Below are 18,091 nucleotides of genomic sequence, written 5' to 3' on the forward strand. Positions count from 1 at the left end.
AGGCATGACCGAACCCAGCCAAACCGTCGTCACCCGTTTCGCCCCATCACCCACGGGTCGCTTGCACGTCGGCAACATCCGCACGGCGCTGCACAACTGGCTGCTGGCCAAGCGGCACGGCGGGCGATTTCTGCTGCGCATCGACGATACCGATGCCGCGCGCAGCAAGGAAGAACATGTCGAGGCGATCCGCGCCGATCTGAACTGGCTGGGCCTGATCCCTGAAAGCGAAGTGCGCCAGTCGCAACGCTTCGCGCTGTATGAAACGCGCTTTGCCGAACTGGTCGCCGCAGGGCGCATCTACCCTTGCTATGAAACCGCGCAGGAGCTTGATCTGCGGCGCAAGGTGCTGCTGGGGCGGGGCCTGCCGCCGATCTATGACCGTGCCGCCCTGAACCTGACCGAGGCGGAGCGGGCCGAGAAGGAAGCGGCCGGGACTGCCCCGCACTGGCGCTTCCTGCTCGACCACGACACACCGATCACGTGGGAGGACGGCATCCGGGGCACCCAGCATTTCGATGCGCGCCAGATGTCCGATCCGGTGATCCGCCGTGCCGATGGTTCGTGGCTCTATATGTTTCCCTCGGCCATCGACGACGTGGACATGGCCGTCACCGACGTGCTGCGTGGCGAGGATCACGTCTCCAACACTGCCACGCAAGTGCAAATGTTCGCCGCGCTGGGCGCGACCGCCCCGCGCTTCGCCCACGCGGCGCTGCTGACCGGAGCAGAGGGCAAACTGTCCAAGCGCCTCGGTTCGCTGGGTGTCGAGGACTTGCGTGCCGAAGGAATCGAGCCCGAGGCACTGGTTGCGCTCCTTGCCCGGCTGGGCACGTCCGATCCGGTCGATGCCGCGCTCGATGCCGATGCGCTGGCCGCCAGCTTCGACCTGTCGCGCTTTGGCCGCGCGCCCGCGCGATTTGACGAAGCCGAATTGGCACGCGTCAACGCCACCGTGGTCCACCACCTGCCCTTCGCTCGCGTGGCGCACCTGCTGCCCGCAGGCATGGGCGAAGCGGCGTGGGAGGCGATCCGCCCCAACCTGTCGCACATCGGTGAGGCGGCGGAATGGTGGCAGGTCATCACCGGCCCGGTCACACCACCCGCGTTTGACGACGAAACCCGCGCTTTCCTGAATCAGGCCGCCACCGTGGCCGCCGGACTCGATTGGGGCGCCGATCCGTGGAGCGCGCTGACCACGTCGCTGAAGGAGGCCACCGGCCGCAAGGGCAAGGCGCTGTTCCTGCCGCTGCGTCAGGCGCTGACCGCCATGGACCACGGCCCCGACATGAAAACGCTACTGCCGCTGATCGACAAGCACGAGGCGGTGGCGCGGCTGGTTCAGGACTAAGACCCCTACCCCCGTCTCGGCGGGGGCCGGATTGCCCGCTCTCAAGCCCTGCCGGTCTGGGCCACCAGGTGACTGGGGTCGATGCCTTCGGCGCGCCAGGTGGCGGCCCAGCGGGCTTCGGTCGGCGTATCGAACAGGATCGCGCTGCGTCCTTCGGCGGCAAACCAGCCGTGCTGGCGCATTTCGCCTTCGAGCTGCCCGCCGCCCCACCCGGCATAGCCGAGCGACACCAGATAGCGCGACGGCCCCGTCCCCGCCGCGATCGCGCGCAGCACATCGAGCGAGGCGGTCAGCGCACCCAACGGGTTGACCGTCATCGTGCCCGCTCCGCCCCAATCGTTCGAATGCAGCACGAATCCGCGCGATTGCTCGACGGGACCGCCGTTGAGCACCGGCACATCGCGCGCAACGCCCGGATCGATGCCGACATCCTCAAGCAAGCCGTGCAGCGTCAGCGTGTCGCGCTGATGGCCGATGCCGATGCCCAGTGCGCCGTTTTCATCGTGCATGCACATCGCCAGCACTGCACGATCAAAGCGGGCGTCGCCCATGCCGGGCATGGCGAGCAGGATTCGCCCCGAAAGGTATTGCGCTTGCATCATCCCCTTGAACATAGGGGAGCGGATGGCCGCTGCCTAGCACTGCGGACACAAGGGCAGCGGGCATTCAACAGCGCGGCACCCCGACCATCCGCCTAGGCGGCAATGCGCGCGCCGCGATCCTCCGCTGCCTCGACCAGTCGACGCTCGATAGCGCGCAGGCGGCCATCGCCGGTCACCTTCTCGCCCAACAAGTCGGTGACGTAAAAGGTGTCGACCGCGCGTTCGCCATACGTCGCGACATGCGCCGAATGGACGATCAGCCGCGAATCGAACATCGCCCGGCCCAAGCGGCTGAGCAGGGCAGGACGATCGCGCGCACCGACCTCGATCACCGTGAAACGGTTCGAAGCCTTGTTGTCGAAGATCACGATCGGCTGCACCTCGAACGCGTCGGACCGCGCGCGCACAGGCGGACGCTCGGCCAGTTGCGGCAGCAGGCGGACCTGATTGGCCAGCGTCTCGGCGATCGCGTTCTTGAGCCGCTGGATCTGCGAGGCTTCCTTGAGCGGGCGGCCAAGTGGATCCTGCACCAGAAAGTTGTCGACCGCGAGGCCGTTGCGCGCGGTGTGAATGCGCGCGTCGATGATGTTGCCGCCGGCCAGGTGGATGCCCCCGGCGATGCGATAAAACAGGCCAGGATGGTCGGTGGCCAGCACCGACACCAGCGTTGCCCCGCGCGCCGGATACCACAGCGCATCGACGCTGAGCGGTTCGCCCAGCGCGCTGTCCATGTGCTGCAGGTTGAGCGCGATGATGTCCTCTGGCTCGGCGATCCAATAGGCGTCGCCCAACTGGCGACCGACCGTGCCGATCAGCACGTCGCGCTCCTTCAGCAGCCCGCCAACCGCCTTCTTCTTTGCCGCGATCCGTTCGGCCCGGCCATGCTGCTTGTGGCCCAAGCGCAGCATTTCTTCGGCCGCGACGAACAGATCGCCCAGCAACTGGCGCTTCCACGAATTCCAGATGCCCGGCCCCACCGCGCGAATGTCGACCACGGTCAGCAGCAGCAGCAGCCGCAGCCGCTCCTGACTTTGCACCACGTTCACGAAGTCGGCGATGGTCTTGTAATCGGCCAGATCGCGCTTGAACGCGGTTGCGCTCATCAACAGGTGATGCCGCACCAGCCAGGCGACCATCTCGGTTTCGGCTGCGCTCATCCCCAGCCGCGGACACAGCTTCATCGCCACTTCGGCGCCCAGCACCGAATGGTCGCCGCCCCGGCCCTTGGCGATGTCGTGCAGCAAAGTAGCGACATAAAGCACCCGGCGCGAGGCGACCTTGGCGATCACTTCGGTGGCGAGCGGGTGCTGGTCGCTTTCGACACCCTTTTCGATCTGCGCGAGCAGACCAATGGCGCGAATGGTGTGCTCGTCCACCGTGTAGTGGTGGTACATATCGAACTGCATTTGCGCCACGACCCGCGCAAAATCGGGCACGAAGCGCCCGAAGACGCCCGTCTCGCTCATCCAGCGCAGCACCGTTTCGGGGTTGTGTCGACTGGTCAGCAGATCGAGGAACAACTGGTTGGCTCGCGGATCCTTGCGCAAGGCGGCATCGACCAGCGCGGCATCGCGCCGGGCCTGCCGCGCAGCATCGGGGTGAATCTCCATCCCCTCACGATCGGCCACGACGAACAGTTCGATCAGGCGCACCGGATCCTTGGCGAAGAAGTCGTCGCCATCGACGCCCAGCCTGCCCGCCACCACCGGGAACTCCCCGATCTTGCGCTTGCGCCGGGCCTTGAGCTTGGCGAAGAAGCCTTGCCGGTCCTTGGCGAATTGCTCATCGAGCTGGGCAAGGAACACGCCGGTGAGCGAGCCAACCTGATTGGCCTGCAGGAAGAAAAACTGCATGAAGCGTTCGACCGCGCTTTTGCCCGGCCGGTCGGCAAAGTTCATGCGCAGCGCCACCTCGCGCTGAAGGTCGAACGTCAGCCGATCCTCGGCCCGGTTGGTGATCGTGTGCAGGTGACAGCGCACCGCCCAGAAGAAGTTCTCGGCGCGGCGGAATGCACGATACTCGACCGCGCTGAGCAGGCCGACGTCGACCAGTTCGCTGGGATCGCGCACTTTGTGGATGTACTTGCCGATCCAGTAGAGCGTGTGCAGATCGCGCAGCCCCCCCTTGCCTTCCTTGACGTTGGGCTCGACGACGTAACGGCTGTCGCCCAGCCGCTTGTGCCGGTCGTTGCGCTCGCCCAGCTTCTCGGCGACGAACTGCCGCTCGCTACCGGCCACGACTTCAAGCCAGAAGCGGCGCGAGCCTTCTTCATAGAGGTCGCGGTCGCCCCACACATAGCGCCCTTCCAGCAGCGCAGTACGGATCGTCAGATCCGACTTGGCCATGCGCACCAGATCGTCGAGCGAGCGGCTGGAATGGCCGACCTTGAGCCCCAGATCCCACAGGAAATAGAGCATCGCCTCGATCACCTGCTCGCACCACGAGGTGGCCTTGATCGGCGTAACGAAGGCGATATCGACGTCCGAATGCGGCGCCATTTCGCCCCGGCCATAGCCGCCGACGGCGACGATCGCGATGCGTTCTCCGGTCGACCGGTTCGACGCGCGATAGACGTTGCCCACGACGTAATCGTGGATCACCCGCACCAGCTGGTCGACCAGAAACGACTGGCCCTGTGCGCATTCGTAGCCTTGCGACGGCCGTGTCTTGAGCCGCCTTGCCAGTTCCGTGCGCCCGGCAGTCAGCGCCCCGCGCAGCAGCTCGACCACCACCGGACGGGCCTTGTCACGGTGCTCGGCCACCGCTGCGGAAATCTGTTCGGCCAGTGCGCGCCGATCGATAATCGCGCGCTGGTTGGCAATCCTGGGGAGAGTCATGCCAACGCTTTAGCGCAGGTTCACTTTACAGTCTCTGTCCATTCCTGGCGGTAACGTTCCCGCAACGCCCTTTTGTCCACCTTTTCGGTGCCAAGGCGCGGCAGAGCCTCATCCACTTCCCAGAACTTCACCGGAATCTTGAACGGCGCGATGTGCGCCTGCAGGAATGCGCGCAGTTCGTCGGCGTGGACCGCGCTGCCCGGCTTGGTCAGGAACACCGCCGCCGGCACTTCGCCGTAGGTTTCGTCAGGCAGACCGAACACGCTCGCTTCGGCCACGGCCGGATGGGCATAGATCGCGCTTTCGACCTCGATGCAGCTGATGTTCTCGCCGCCGCGGATGATGATGTCCTTCTTGCGGTCGACGATGAACAGGTAGCCTTCGGGATCGAGATAGCCAAGGTCTCCGGTGCGGAAATAGCCGTCGGGCATGATCGCGGCGGCGGTCGCCTCGGGATTGTTCCAGTAGCCGAGGAAATTGGCGACCGAGCGGATCGCCACTTCGCCGATATCGCCCTGCGGCAGGGCGTTGCCATCGTCATCGAGGATGGCAAGATCGACCAGCGGGCGCGACGCCGCGCCGGTGCTGCCGGGCTTGGCCATGTAGTTTTCGTTGAAGTTGCCGCAGCCCACGCCGTTGGTTTCGGTCAGGCCATAGCCGATGATCGGGAACGCATGAGGCAGCGCCTTGCGCAGGCGGTCGACATGCTCGATCGGGCGCGGCGAACCGCCAGCGGCAAAGGTGACACAACTTGTCAGGTCGTACTTGTCGTGATCGGGATGCGTGGCGATCTGAAAGCTCATCAGCGGCACGCCAACGAAATAGGTCACCCGCTCGCGCTCGATCAGCTTCATCGCCTCCACCGCGTCCCACTTGGCCATCAGCACCAGTTTGCGGCCAAGCGCGAACGACTGCAGGAACACCGGAACCTCACCGGTGACATGGAACAGCGGCACGTTGAGCAGCGCGATCGGTTGCGATCCTTCACCCGGCGCCTCCCCCCGCTCGGTCAGCAAGGTCAGCACCATGACGCTGGTGGCGATGTAGTTGAAAGTGCCTTGCACCACCCCGCGGTGGTTCGAGTAGGCGCCCTTCGACGCGCCGGTCGAGCCCGAGGTGTAAAGCACGGTCGCCAGATCGTCGCCGGTCAGTTCGGGCAGCGCGGTATCGGCACCGCCGCCCTTGGCGGTGAGCGCGGCCAGACCGATAGCAGGCTCGCAATCATGAAGCAGCGGCAGCACTTCGGCGCCGTGGTGCAACCCGGCGAGCCGCTCGGCCCGCTGCGGATCGGCGATCACGAAGCGGCAGCCGACAAGGTCGACACCGTGCTGGAGTTCCTCGCCCGACCACCAGCCGTTGAGCAGCACTGCGCAGCCACCGGCCATCAGCACGCCCATGTAGGCCACCGCCCAGTTGAGCGAATTGCGCGCGGCGATGCCGACGCGTTCGCCCTTCTGCAGGCCGTGTCCTTCGACCAGCCCCCCCGCCACCACGCGGGCAGCGGCATACGTCTGCGCGAAGGTGTAGCGCAGCGGTCCATCGACGATGAACTCCTTGTCGCCCTGCACCGCGCAGAAGTAGGCAAAATAGGCAGGCAGGCTGGGCGGCGCTGCGTCAATGATCGGCAGATCGCGGTCAAATGCGCGGAACGGGCGAGTCTCGAACATGCCGCCTGCCCCCTGCAGGCTGTCCATGATCCGCGAAAGGTCCGTGTCGAGCTGGGTCTGCATGGCTGGCATCACTCTCCGTTACACCCCTTTTGGGGTTTGCCTTAAGGCTTTGCCCTGTGCCAGTAAGGCGCCCGCACGGCCGCCCCGCTCCGGTGGTACAGGTCCAATTCCACACCGAAACCGTCAGGGAGTTCGGCGCTTGCTGTCACTTATGGCTACGGCCTCGGTCGATTTTCATCAACCACTTAATTGGGCCGATCTGGGCTTGTCCCCGATCGCGCTCGATCTCGGCTTCTTCACGATCAAGTGGTACTCGCTGGCGTACCTCGTCGGCATCATTCTGGGCTATGTCCATCTTTTGCGGATGATCCGCCAGCCCGGAGCGCCGCTCGGTCAGCGCCATGCCGACGACCTGTTCTTCTATGCCACGCTGGGAATCATCGTCGGTGGCAGGCTGGGCTATGCGGCGTTTTATGCGCCCGAACTGTTCGTGCATCCGGCCGACCTGCTGAAGCTGTGGCAGGGCGGGATGAGCTTCCATGGCGGATTGATCGGCACCGCCGCCGCGATCGGCTTCGTGTCGTGGCGCAACCGCCTCGATTTCCTGCGCGTGTGCGACTACATCGCGCCCTGCGCGCCGCTCGGCCTGTTCTTCGGCCGTTGCGCCAACTTCGTGAATGGCGAGCTGTGGGGCCGCACCACCGATGCGCATCTGCCCTGGGTCATGGTGTTCCCCGGTGCCGGACCGATGCCCCGCCATCCCAGCCAGCTTTACGAAGCCCTGCTCGAAGGACTGCTGCTCGGCCTCGTCCTGTTCGCCGTGTTCTGGCGGACCCGCGCACGCTGGCGTCCGGGCGTACTGACCGGCGTGTTCGCGCTGGGCTATGGTCTGGCCCGCTTCACCGTCGAGTTCTTCCGCGAACCCGACGCGCAATTGCACGACTTTGCCCTGCGCACCGGACTTTCGATGGGCCAGTGGCTGACCGTGCCGATGATGGCGCTGGGGCTGGCTTTGCTGGCGCGCGCCCTGACGCGTCCACCGCTGGCGGTCACCGTGCAATCGCTGCCGGATTGAAGGCACCACCAATTGCCCGCCGCTGCTCCCAAAGATGACTTGCGTGCCCGCTTTGCCCGACTGATCGCCACCTCGGGGCCGATCAGCATCGCGCATTACATCGCCGAATCGAACGCCCGCTATTACGCGTCGCGCGATCCGCTGGGGGTGACGGGAGACTTCACCACCGCGCCCGAGATCAGCCAGATGTTCGGCGAGATGGTCGGCGTTTGGCTGGCGGACATCTGGCAGCGCGCCGGAGGTCCGGCTCCGGTCGCCTATGTCGAACTCGGCCCGGGACGCGGCACGCTCGCCCGCGATGCACTGCGCGTGATGGAGCGTATCGGCCTTGTGCCGCAAGTCCACCTTGTCGAAGGCAGCCCGGCCCTGCGCGCGGTGCAGGCCATGCTTGTGCCGCAAGCACAGTGGCATGACGACTTGTCCACCTTGCCCGATGACCTGCCGCTGCTGGTGGTCGCCAACGAATTCCTCGACGCCCTACCGGTGCGGCAACTGGTGCGCACCGCAAACGGCTGGCGCGAACGGATGGTCGGCTGGGATGGCGAACGGCTGCTTCCAGTGGCAGGCGACCGCCCGATGGATGCCGCCATCCCGCCCGAACTTGCCGACCTTGCCGATGGCGCGATCGTGGAGACCAGCCCCGCCGCGGCCACCGTTACAGGCGAAATCGCCCGTCGCCTTGCCGCGCAGGGCGGAGCCGCGTTGCTGATTGATTACGGCCATGCGCAACCGCGCATCGGCAGCACCTTGCAGGCAGTGCGCGCCCATGCCGGAGTCGATCCGTTTGCCCATCCGGGCGAGGCGGACCTGACTGCGCACGTCGACTTTGCGGCGCTTGTTCCGATAGTGGGGCAGTTCGGTTCGCGTTGGCTTGGCACGGTCGCTCAGGGCGCCTGGCTGCAAGCGATGGGAATCGAACAACGTGCGCAAGCGCTCGCCAGCCGTTTTCCAAGCCAGGCAGAAGCCGTCGCTGCGGGGCTGCAACGACTGGTTGCACCCGATGCCATGGGAGATCTGTTCAAGGTGATGGGCCTTGCCGCGCCGCCTTGGCCCGACGGCGCCGGATTCGCTTGAGTCCAAACCACGCGGAAACCTGTTGTTTCCCAAGCCTTTTGCGAGTGCCTCGCAGCCTTCGGATGCGCTTTGCCGTCCTTGTGCATGGAGCGCCTTCGCTAGGGCAAAATGCCTGTTGGCAAAGCGGCGGATTTGCGTCTATCTGGCCCGCGAACTGGGGTCGGCTGTCCTTGATTTGCGATGGATCGACCCTGCGGCGTCCGGTATGCCCGCAAGGGATATGTACCGAGCTCGTCGATCAGGGGGCACGTTAAACCGCGTCCGGCTCCCCGGGCGCGGTGTCAGCAAGCAGGGATTTTAAATGGCTGAAGAGGCGATCATCGATCCGGCGCACGAAAGTGGCGAAGGCGTTCGCCGTCGCGATTTCATCAATATCGCGGCAGTGAGCTTTGCGGGAGCGGGCGGCATTGCCGTGCTCGTCCCGCTGATTTCGCAAATGGCCCCTTCGGCCGACGTGCTGGCCGAAAGCTCCACCGAAATCGACATTTCGGCGATCCAGCCGGGTCAGGCGATCAAGGCCGTGTGGCGCAAGCAACCGGTGTTCGTGCGCAATCTCACCGCGCCCGAAATCAAGGAAGCCGATGCGGTGCCCGTGGCCTCGCTGCGCGACCCGCAAAGCCTGTCTGACCGGACCAAGGCGGGCAAAACCAACTGGCTGATCACGATGGGTGTCTGCACCCATCTCGGCTGCGTGCCGCTGGGCGCTGGCGAAGGCGAAGTGAAGGGCGAGTTCGGCGGATATTTCTGCCCCTGCCACGGATCGGTCTACGATACCGCCGCACGCATCCGCAAAGGCCCGGCACCGAAGAACCTTGAGGTGCCCCCCTATGAATTCACTTCCGACACTGTCGTGAAGATCGGCTGAGGACTGACACGATGAGCTTTCCCTGGGCGAAAGAGTATAACCCGAGCCAGCCGTTCATGGTGTGGCTTGACGAGAAGCTGCCGCTGCCGCGCTTTGTCTACAATGCGATCGGCGCGGGCTATCCGGTTCCCCGCAACCTCAACTACATGTGGAACTTCGGCATTCTCGCCGGGTTCGCGCTGGTGCTGCAGATCGTCACCGGGGTCATCCTGGCGATGCATTATGCCGCCAACGCCGGCGTGGCGTTCGACAGCGTCGAACACATCATGCGCGACGTGAACTGGGGCTGGGCGCTGCGCTATGCCCACGCCAACGGTGCCTCGGCATTCTTCGTGGTGGTTTACACCCACATCTTCCGCGGCTTCTTCTACTCGTCGTACAAGGCCCCGCGCGAGATGATCTGGCTGCTGGGCGTGGTCATCTTCCTGCTGATGATGGCAACCGCTTTCATGGGCTATGTTCTGCCTTGGGGCCAGATGAGCTTCTGGGGCGCCAAGGTCATCACCGGCCTGTTCTCGGCCATTCCGCTGATCGGTGAGCCGCTGCAGCAGTGGCTGCTTGGTGGCTTCGCTCCCGACAACGCTGCGCTCAACCGCTTCTTCAGCCTGCACTTCCTGCTGCCGTTCGTGATCTTGGGTGTCATCATCCTGCACGTCTGGGCGCTGCACATCCCCGGATCGTCCAACCCGACCGGCGTGGAAGTGAAGACGGAATCGGACACCGTGCCGTTCCATCCTTACTACACCGCCAAGGACGGCTTCGGGCTCGGCCTGTTCCTGCTGATCTACTTCGCGGTGGTGTTCTTTGCGCCTAACGCGCTGGGTCACCCGGACAACTACATCGCGGCCAACCCGCTGTCGACGCCGGCCCACATCGTGCCCGAATGGTACTTCTGGCCATTCTACGCGATCCTGCGCGCCTTCACCGCGGACTTCTTCTTCATCCCGGCCAAGCTGATGGGCGTGCTGGCGATGTTCAGCGCGATCCTCGTGTGGTTCTTCCTGCCCTGGCTGGACACCTCGCCGGTGCGTTCGGGCCACTACCGCCCGCTGTTCCGCAAGTTCTTCTACCTCATCGTCATCGACGTGCTGGTGCTGGGCTATTGCGGTGGTTCGCCGGCCGAAACCAAGTACGTGCTGATCTCGCAGATCGGCGCGACGTATTACTTCCTTCACTTCCTGGTGATCTTGCCGATCGTTTCCTCGATCGAAAAGCCCGCGCCGCTGCCGTTCTCGATCACCGAGTCCGTGCTGGGCAAGGACGAAGGCGCCGTGCTCACCGCCAACCCTGCTGCTGCCTGAGCGCGCGCAAGCGATAGAAAGAAAGAGAACCCCATGGTCCGTCTTTTTGGCCCTCTGGTCGGCTTGTTCTTCGCCGTCGCCCTGCTGTGGTCGTTCGGTGTCGGCCTGGTTCAGGCGATCCGCGAACCCGAAGCTGCCACCGCGATCCAGCTGTTTCACAAGGCTCCCGAAGAAGCCGACTTCTCCTTCAACGGGGTATTCGGCAAGTTCGAACGGCCGCAGTTGCAGCGTGGCTTCCAGATCTACCAGCAGGTCTGCGCCAACTGCCACTCGCTCAAGCAGGTTGCTTTCCGCGACCTCGCCGCGCTTGGTTATAACGAAGCCGAAGTGAAGGCGATCGCCAAGAACTGGCCGACCAAGGCCAAGACTTTCGATCCCAAGACCGGCGATGCGGGCGAACGGGCGAATACCCCGGCCGATCACTTCCCGCCCGTGTACTATGCCGGTACCGGCAACCCGCCCGATCTGTCGCTGATCACCAAGGCACGCCACGAAGGACCGGAATACGTCGCTTCGCTGCTTCAGGGCTACACCGAACAACCGGCTGCGCTGCTCAAGCAATTCCCGGATGCCAAGACCCCGGAAGGGCTGCACTACAACCCCTACTTCGCCAACCTGAACATCGCGATGCCGCCGCCGCTGACCGATGATGCGGTGACCTACAGCGATGGCACCAAGGCCACGCTGAAGCAGGAATCGGAAGACGTCGCCGCGTTCCTGACCTGGACCGCCGAGCCCAAGCTCGAAAAGCGTCGCCAGACCGGTTGGGCCGTGGTTGGCTTCCTGCTCGTCGCCACTGTTCTGGCCTACCTCGCCAAGAAGAACGTCTGGGCAAACGCCCACTGATCGGTTCACCTCGGCGCAGACCAACAGAAAGGCCACCGGCGACGGTGGCCTTTCTTGTATCCGCCTCAGACACACCGCAGGCCCTTGCCGACAGAGCCCGGCTGTGCTCCCATCCGCAATGGGAGAGCAAACGGCATGATCGAACTGTATACCGCACCCACGCCGAACGGGTGGAAGATTTCCATCATGCTCGAGGAATGCGGGTTGCCCTACCGCACCCACTGGGTAGACATCGGCAAAGGCGAACAGTTCGCGCCTGAATTTCTGGCAATCAGTCCCAACAATCGCATCCCGGCCATTGTCGACAGCGATCCGGTCGATGGCGGCGTTCCGGTGTCAGTGTTCGAAACCGGCGCGATCCTGCTCTACCTTGCCGATAAGACAGGGCAATTCATCCCCGCCGATCTGCGCGGCCGCACGCTGGTGCTCGAATGGCTGGCATGGCAGATTGCCGGACTCGGCCCGATGCTGGGGCAGCACGGCCATTTCGCGCTCTATGCGCCCGAGCGCTTGCCCTACCCCACCGAGCGATACCGGCACGAGACGCTGCGCCTATACGGTGTGCTCGACCGGCGGTTGACGGGGCGAGAATACATCGCCGCCGAAGAGTACACGATCGCCGACATTGCCTGCTGGCCATGGGTCCGTACATGGAAGGCACAGGGCGTACCCTTGGCCGACTTCCCGGCAGTACAAGCGTGGTACGACCGGCTCAAGCTGCGTGACGGTCTGCGGCGTGGCGTCGCCCTTGGCGCAGACCGCGTTCGCCGCCGCCCGCAAGACGATGCCGAAGCGGCGCGGACCTTGTTCGGCTTTCATAAGGATCAGGCATGACCGTGACTGTGGAGTTCTTCTTCGACCTGTCCTCGCCTTGGACCTACCTCGCGTTCAATAACCTGCAACCGATCGCGGCGGAGACCGACGCCGAAGTTCGCTGGCGCCCGTTCCTGGTCGGTGGAGTATTCAATGCGGTCAACCCGCGCGTCTACGCCATGCGCGCAGATCCCGATCAGACCGCAATGAACCGCAGCTTCGGCTGGTTGAAGGAATGGGCCCGCCTTGCCGGACTGCCGCTGAACTTTCCCTCACCCCACCACCCGGTCAAGTCGGTGCTGGCGATGCGCTGCTGCTGCGCGCTTGAAGATGATCAGCAAGCCCTGTTCCACTTTGCGGACGCCGCCTTCACCGCCTATTTTGCCGAGGCGCGCAACATCGACGATCCCGCCGTGCTCGCGCAGGTTGCCGATGCGCTAGGCCTCGATGGCGCCGCGCTGATCGAACGCGCCGGTCAGCCTGCGGCCAAGGACCGCTTGCGCGCCAATACCGACGAAGCCATCGCGCGCGGTGCGTTTGGTTCGCCGACGATCATTGTTGGCGGCAAGCACCTGTATTTCGGGAACGATCAGTTGCCGCTCGTACGCCAGCGCATCGCGGAATCGGTCAAAATCGCAAACGAGAGTTGACGCGAACCGCCCAGCCGTGGCAATCGCGCACAATCACGAGCGGGTATAGCTTAGTGGTAAAGTCCCAGCCTTCCAAGCTGGTCATGCGGGTTCGATTCCCGCTACCCGCTCCACTTCCTCTTAAATTGAACCTTCAGCGCTGGCACTTGCGGCAGAAGAAGGTCGAGCGCCCGCCTTGGACGACGCGCTCGACAGCGCCACCGCAAGCGCATTGCTCGCCCTCGCGCCCGTAGACGCGCCAGTCCTTGGCGAAATAGCCCAGTTCGCCGTCGGGGCGGGCATAGTCGCGCAAGGTCGATCCGCCCGCCGCGATCGATTCTTCCAGCACATCGCGGATCTGAGGTACCAGCCGGTTGAGCGCAGCGCGGCTGACTTTGCCCGCCTCGCGCTCGGGATGGATTCCGGCCCGATGCAGCGCCTCGCACACATAGATGTTGCCAAGCCCCGCCACGATGCGCTGGTCGAGCAACAACAGCTTGATCGCGGCAACCCGGTCCTTGAATGCGGTGGCCAGATGCGCGGATGTGAGGCCCGGACCCAGCGGTTCTGGCCCCAAGGCGGCAAACGCGGGCCATTGATCCAGCAGCGGCGTGTCGACAAGATCGACCGAGCCGAACCGGCGCGCATCGTTGAGTGCCAGCACGTGGCCGCGTCCTGTCTCCAGCACCAGATGGTCGTGCTTTTCGATGGCGGTCGGATCGATTCGCCAGCGCCCCGACATGCCCAGATGAAAGATCATGGTCGCATCGCGGTCGGTATGGATGAGCCCGTACTTGGCACGGCGCGACAGCCCGGTGACGCGCGCGCCGATCAGCACTTGCGCGAGGTCAGGCGGAAACGGGCGGCGCAGATCGGCGCGGTTGACGGCAACGCCGGTCAGCACGTCGTCCTGCAAGACGCCGGCAAGGCCGCGGACGGTGGTTTCTACCTCTGGCAGTTCGGGCATGGTGCACTGACCCCTATCAGGCTTTGCGGTGCGGGCAATTCCTCACTAAAGGCCGGATGATGACCGCCACAGCAAGCGCGCCCTCGGGCGAATCCACCGGCACACCCCACGACCTCGGCCCGCAGACCGTCTCGTTCGGGTATGAAGAGGTTCCCGCCGCAGAGAAGGAAGCGCGCGTCGGCGCGGTATTCTCCAGCGTGGCGCGCAAGTACGACGTGATGAACGATGCCATGTCGGTCGGCATGCACCGGTTGTGGAAGGACCGCTTCGTGGCGCGGGTCAAGCCGCGCGGTGGCGAGACGATCCTCGACATGGCCGGCGGCACCGGCGACATCGCATTCCGCATGGCCAAGGCGGGCGCCGCGATCACGGTGTCCGACATCAATCAGGACATGCTCGACGTCGGTATCGAACGCGCCGAAAAGCGCGGGATCGAAGGGCTTTCGTGGTCGCGCCAGAACGCCGAGGAACTGTCGTTTTCGGACCGCACCTTCGATGCCTACACCATCGCGTTCGGCATCCGCAACGTGACCCATATCGACCGCGCGCTGGCCGAGGCGCATCGCGTGCTCAGGTTCGGCGGGCGGTTCTTCTGCCTTGAATTTTCGACCACCGAATGGCCGGGTTTCGCGCAAGTCTATGACGCCTATTCGCACCATCTGGTGCCACGCATCGGCAAGGCGATCGCCGGTGATGCTGATTCGTATCGCTATCTGATCGAATCGATCCGCCGCTTTCCGCCGATGCCGCAGTTCGAGGCGATGATCCGCGACGCCGGGTTCCGTCGCACCCGGGTGGAGCCGATTCTGGGCGGTCTGGTCGCGATCCATTCGGGCTGGAAGGTCTGATCGGCACCGCGCCATGACTTTGCCCGCAACCCATATCCGCCGCTTGCTCGGCTGGGGCCGCATTCTTGGGCGTTACGGCGCCCTGCGCGGTATCGAAAATGACCGCAACACCCCCGCGGCCGTCCGGCGGCTGTGCCGGATCGCCCGATTCGGCGCGCGCCAGTCGGTGGTGCCCGATTATGCCGGAGCCTTCCGCGCGATCGGGCCAGCCGCGATCAAGCTGGGCCAGACGCTGGCCACCCGCCCCGATCTGGTGGGCGAGGAAGCCGCGCGCAACTTGCTGTCGTTGCAGGACAAGCTGCCCCCGGTGCCGTTCGCGCTGATCCGCGCCGAGATCGAGGGCAGCTTCGAGCGCCCGCTCGAAAGCCTGTTCAACCACTTCGAGGAAGAGCCCGTTGGCGCCGCCTCGGTCGCGCAGGTCCACCGCGCGGTGACGACCGAGGGCCGCAAGGTTGCGGTCAAGGTGCTACGTCCCGGTGTGCGCGAGAAGTTCGCGCGCGACATCGATACCTACGAATGGGCCGCCGCGCACCTTGAGGCGTTGGGCGGCGAGGCATCGCGGTTGCGTCCACGCATGGTCATCGCCAACTTCAAGCGCTGGTCGATGCGCGAGCTGGACTTGCGACGCGAAGCTGCATCGGCCTCGGAACTGGCCGACCTGATGCGCGCCTATCCCGGATACCGTGTGCCGGGGATCGACTGGGACCGCACCAACGGCCGGGTGATGACCCTCGACTGGATCGACGGGGTCAAGATCAGCGAAGTCGGCGCGCTGACCGCGATGGGCATCGACCGCAAGGAACTGGCCGGGCGGCTGGTACTCGCCTTTCTGACGCAGGCCATCAGCGGCGGTTATTTCCATGCCGACATGCACCAGGGCAACCTGTTCGTCGAAGCCGACGGCACGATCGTGGCGATCGATTTCGGGATCATGGGCCGGATCGACCGCCGCGCCCGGCAATGGCTGGCCGAAATCCTCTATGGCCTGACCACCGGCAACTACCGCCGCGTGGCCGAGATCCATTTCGAAGCGCAATACGTGCCGAGCTACCACTCGGTCGAGGAATTCGCCACGGCCTTGCGCGCGGTGGGCGAGCCGATGCGCGGCCGTCCGGTCAGCGAGCTGTCGGTCGGGCAAATGCTCGACGGACTGTTCGCGATCACCCGCGATTTCGACATGCAGACCCAGCCGCACTTGCTGCTGCTGCAAAAGACCATGGTGATGGTCGAAGGCATCGCTACCCAACTCGACCCGCAGATCAACATGTGGGACGTGGCCGCACCCTTCGTGCGCAACTGGATCCGCGATGAACTGGGCCCCGAAGCCGCGATTGCCGAACGCATCAAGACCGACACCGCCACGCTGCTGCGCGTGCCCGATCTGATTCGCCGCATCGAGGATCGCTTCCCGGCCAAGGGCGGCGCTCCCGAAGCCCCGCCGCTGCCCGAGATCGAGCTGTTGTGGGAGCGCAAGCGCAAAGGACGGGGCTGGGCGGGCTATCTGGCCGCCGCATTGGCCGGCGCGGCGCTTCTGGCCTTGGGGCAGGCCACGCTGGGTCACCATGGGCATCATCGCTGGGACCACCCAGACTTGCCGATGCAGGCAAACGAACAGTGACATCCGCGCCACGTGCCAAGCCGTTGCCGGGCCTGCGTCTGGGCAAGCGCCATTTCAACGCGCTCGACATTTCGCGGCTGTTGGCGGCCTGCCTCGTGCTGTTCTGGCATTACCAGCACTTCTTCGTGCCGCCGGTCGACTTCCAGTTCCATGTCCGCCGCTCGGCCGTCTCGCCGCTCTATCATCAACTGGCCTGGGCCTATGACTACGGGCACGTGGCCGTGCAGTATTTCTGGGCGGTTTCGGGCTTCGTGTTCGCCCATGTCTACCTTGCCGACCCTGCCGCCAACAGCCGCTTCTGGATCGCGCGGGTGGCGCGGCTGTGGCCGCTGCACTTGCTGACGCTGGTGCTGGTTGCCGCGCTGCAGGCGACTTATGGCGGCATTCACGGCACCGACTTCATCTACCATACGCAGGACTGGAAGCACTTTCTGTTGAGCCTGCCGCTGGCCCAGTATTGGGGCTGGCAGGACAACCAGTCGTACAATGGCCCGTCCTGGTCGCTCTCGACCGAGGTACTGGCCTATGGCGCATTCTGGCTGCTGCTGCCCGCGCTGCGCCGCGCGCCGTTGCTGTTGTCGCTGCCGATCGCTGCAGGCATGTTGTGGCTGTTCTTCAGCGGCGCGCCGGACCAGCCGGTCCTGACCTGCATCGGTTATTTCTTTGCCGGTGCTGCCGTCTACGGCGCAGCGCTGCGTGGCTGGCTACGCTTGCCGGTGCTGTGCGTGGCAGGCGTGGGACTGGTCTTTGCCGCTTGGTATCTGTCGCATTACACGCGCCACTGGCTTGAATCGGCCACTTTGGCGGGCACGTTCGGCATGCTGTTCCTGACATTGGCGATCGACCTTGCCGACCGTAACGATCTGCTGCGCGCAGGCCGCCAGTTGGGCGATGCGTCCTACGGCGTCTATCTGTGGCATTTTCCGCTGCAACTGGCGCTGGTGCTGCTCATCGACGCCACGCTGGGCAGCCGTGCCATTGCGCGTCAACCGGCGTTCATGCTGTTCTTCGTGGCGCTGTCGGTGGTGGTCGGCTTCGCCTCGAACCGCTGGATCGAACGGCCCGCGCAACGCGGCGTGCTGAAACTGGCGCAGCGCTGGCGTGACAAAGCCGGAGCCGCCTAACCCGCGATTTCCTCGATCCTGTGGTGCGGCAACAGCCGCCAGGCGGTGCCCAGCAGAATCACGTGGAACGCCTCCACCGTCATCGCGAACGGCCAGCCGGGATAAGCCCCACTGACCGCCAGATCGACCGCACGGCCAAGGAACGACACGCCGAACAGCAGTGTCGGCACCAGCAGCAGGTCGCCATTGCGCCGCCATGCGCCCCACATCATGCAGAACGCCGCCACGCCGAAGAACGAGGTGAAATCGGCGCGGATCGTCGAGGTACCGATCTGTGCGATGGCCGCCACCCCCAGTCCACGCCCGGCGTCGGCCGGGCCGATCAGGAACGTCAGCGCCAGGAACAGGTCGAACAGCCCTGCCAGAAAGATCAATGCCGTAAGGATGAAACGCATGGGCCCTCTCCGTGATTTTGCGCAGAGTGCCCTATGCCTTCCCCATGCGCAAAGAGATTGCGCGACGAGATCGGCC

General features: G+C 64.8%; 16 protein-coding genes and 1 tRNA gene. 12 read left to right on the forward strand and 5 right to left on the reverse strand.

What is annotated here, in order from left to right; genetic code table 11:
• Positions 1-4: 4 nt before the first annotated feature.
• On the forward strand, positions 5-1,351 hold the full coding sequence (gene gltX, locus LDN95_RS02255; protein ID WP_226016002.1) for a glutamate--tRNA ligase: 1,347 nt from the start codon (positions 5-7) through the stop codon (positions 1,349-1,351).
• Positions 1,352-1,392: 41 nt separating this feature from the next.
• On the opposite strand, the gene LDN95_RS02260 is transcribed toward gltX, so the two are convergent.
• From LDN95_RS02260 to LDN95_RS02270, 3 genes are all read right to left on the reverse strand, one after another.
• Entirely contained in the window at positions 1,393-1,953 is a 561-nt protein-coding gene (locus tag LDN95_RS02260) for a YqgE/AlgH family protein (protein ID WP_226016003.1), read from the reverse strand.
• Between the two features lie 92 nt (positions 1,954-2,045).
• A complete protein-coding gene (locus LDN95_RS02265; RefSeq protein ID WP_226016004.1) occupies positions 2,046-4,790 on the reverse strand; it encodes a [protein-PII] uridylyltransferase in 2,745 nt (914 codons plus the stop codon).
• A gap of 20 nt (positions 4,791-4,810) precedes the next feature.
• Positions 4,811-6,520, reverse strand: a complete 1,710-nt coding sequence (locus tag LDN95_RS02270; protein ID WP_226016289.1) for a class I adenylate-forming enzyme family protein — start codon at positions 6,518-6,520, stop codon at positions 4,811-4,813.
• Between the two features lie 151 nt (positions 6,521-6,671).
• Here LDN95_RS02270 and lgt point away from each other — a divergent pair, with 151 nt between their 5' ends.
• The 8 genes from lgt (at position 6,672) to LDN95_RS02310 (ending at position 13,197) form a co-directional block, all read left to right on the forward strand.
• Positions 6,672-7,535, forward strand: coding sequence for a prolipoprotein diacylglyceryl transferase (gene lgt, locus LDN95_RS02275; protein WP_226016290.1), 864 nt, complete (start codon positions 6,672-6,674; stop codon positions 7,533-7,535).
• Between the two features lie 12 nt (positions 7,536-7,547).
• A complete protein-coding gene (locus LDN95_RS02280; RefSeq protein WP_226016005.1) occupies positions 7,548-8,609 on the forward strand; it encodes a class I SAM-dependent methyltransferase in 1,062 nt (353 codons plus the stop codon).
• Between the two features lie 301 nt (positions 8,610-8,910).
• Positions 8,911-9,474, forward strand: a complete 564-nt coding sequence (petA, locus tag LDN95_RS02285; RefSeq protein WP_226016006.1) for a ubiquinol-cytochrome c reductase iron-sulfur subunit — start codon at positions 8,911-8,913, stop codon at positions 9,472-9,474.
• An 11-nt stretch (positions 9,475-9,485) separates the two neighbouring features.
• Complete coding sequence (locus LDN95_RS02290; protein WP_226016007.1) at positions 9,486-10,775, forward strand: cytochrome b N-terminal domain-containing protein; 1,290 nt, start codon at positions 9,486-9,488, stop codon at positions 10,773-10,775.
• A gap of 33 nt (positions 10,776-10,808) precedes the next feature.
• A complete protein-coding gene (locus tag LDN95_RS02295) occupies positions 10,809-11,621 on the forward strand; it encodes a cytochrome c1 (RefSeq protein ID WP_226016008.1) in 813 nt (270 codons plus the stop codon).
• Between the two features lie 135 nt (positions 11,622-11,756).
• Complete coding sequence (locus LDN95_RS02300; protein ID WP_226016009.1) at positions 11,757-12,455, forward strand: glutathione S-transferase N-terminal domain-containing protein; 699 nt, start codon at positions 11,757-11,759, stop codon at positions 12,453-12,455.
• Positions 12,452-13,084, forward strand: coding sequence for a 2-hydroxychromene-2-carboxylate isomerase (locus LDN95_RS02305; protein ID WP_226016010.1), 633 nt, complete (start codon positions 12,452-12,454; stop codon positions 13,082-13,084). Before LDN95_RS02300 ends, LDN95_RS02305 begins: the two co-directional genes overlap by 4 nt.
• 39 nt (positions 13,085-13,123) lie before the next feature.
• Positions 13,124-13,197 (forward strand) — tRNA-Gly (locus LDN95_RS02310).
• Between the two features lie 20 nt (positions 13,198-13,217).
• Here LDN95_RS02310 and mutM read toward each other — a convergent pair.
• Complete coding sequence (gene mutM, locus LDN95_RS02315; protein WP_226016011.1) at positions 13,218-14,030, reverse strand: bifunctional DNA-formamidopyrimidine glycosylase/DNA-(apurinic or apyrimidinic site) lyase; 813 nt, start codon at positions 14,028-14,030, stop codon at positions 13,218-13,220.
• 59 nt (positions 14,031-14,089) lie between these two features.
• On the opposite strand from mutM, the gene LDN95_RS02320 reads away from it, so the two are divergent.
• Genes LDN95_RS02320 through LDN95_RS02330 form a run of 3 tightly spaced genes read left to right on the forward strand, consistent with a single transcriptional unit; the run spans position 14,090 to position 17,620 of the window.
• Positions 14,090-14,878 (forward strand): class I SAM-dependent methyltransferase, encoded by a 789-nt coding sequence (locus tag LDN95_RS02320; protein WP_226016012.1) that lies wholly within the window; start codon positions 14,090-14,092, stop codon positions 14,876-14,878.
• Between the two features lie 13 nt (positions 14,879-14,891).
• The gene (gene ubiB, locus LDN95_RS02325; protein ID WP_226016013.1) at positions 14,892-16,496 is read left to right on the forward strand and encodes a 2-polyprenylphenol 6-hydroxylase; all 1,605 of its coding nucleotides are present in this window, start codon (positions 14,892-14,894) and stop codon (positions 16,494-16,496) included.
• Entirely contained in the window at positions 16,493-17,620 is a 1,128-nt protein-coding gene (locus tag LDN95_RS02330; RefSeq protein WP_226016014.1) for an acyltransferase, read from the forward strand. Before ubiB ends, LDN95_RS02330 begins: the two co-directional genes overlap by 4 nt.
• Here LDN95_RS02330 and LDN95_RS02335 read toward each other — a convergent pair.
• Positions 17,617-18,015 (reverse strand): hypothetical protein, encoded by a 399-nt coding sequence (locus tag LDN95_RS02335; protein WP_226016015.1) that lies wholly within the window; start codon positions 18,013-18,015, stop codon positions 17,617-17,619. The genes LDN95_RS02330 and LDN95_RS02335 overlap by 4 nt on opposite strands.
• Positions 18,016-18,091 lie beyond the last annotated feature (76 nt).

The sequence above is a fragment of the Novosphingobium sp. FKTRR1 genome (genome assembly GCF_020404405.1).
GTDB lineage: Bacteria > Pseudomonadota > Alphaproteobacteria > Sphingomonadales > Sphingomonadaceae > Novosphingobium.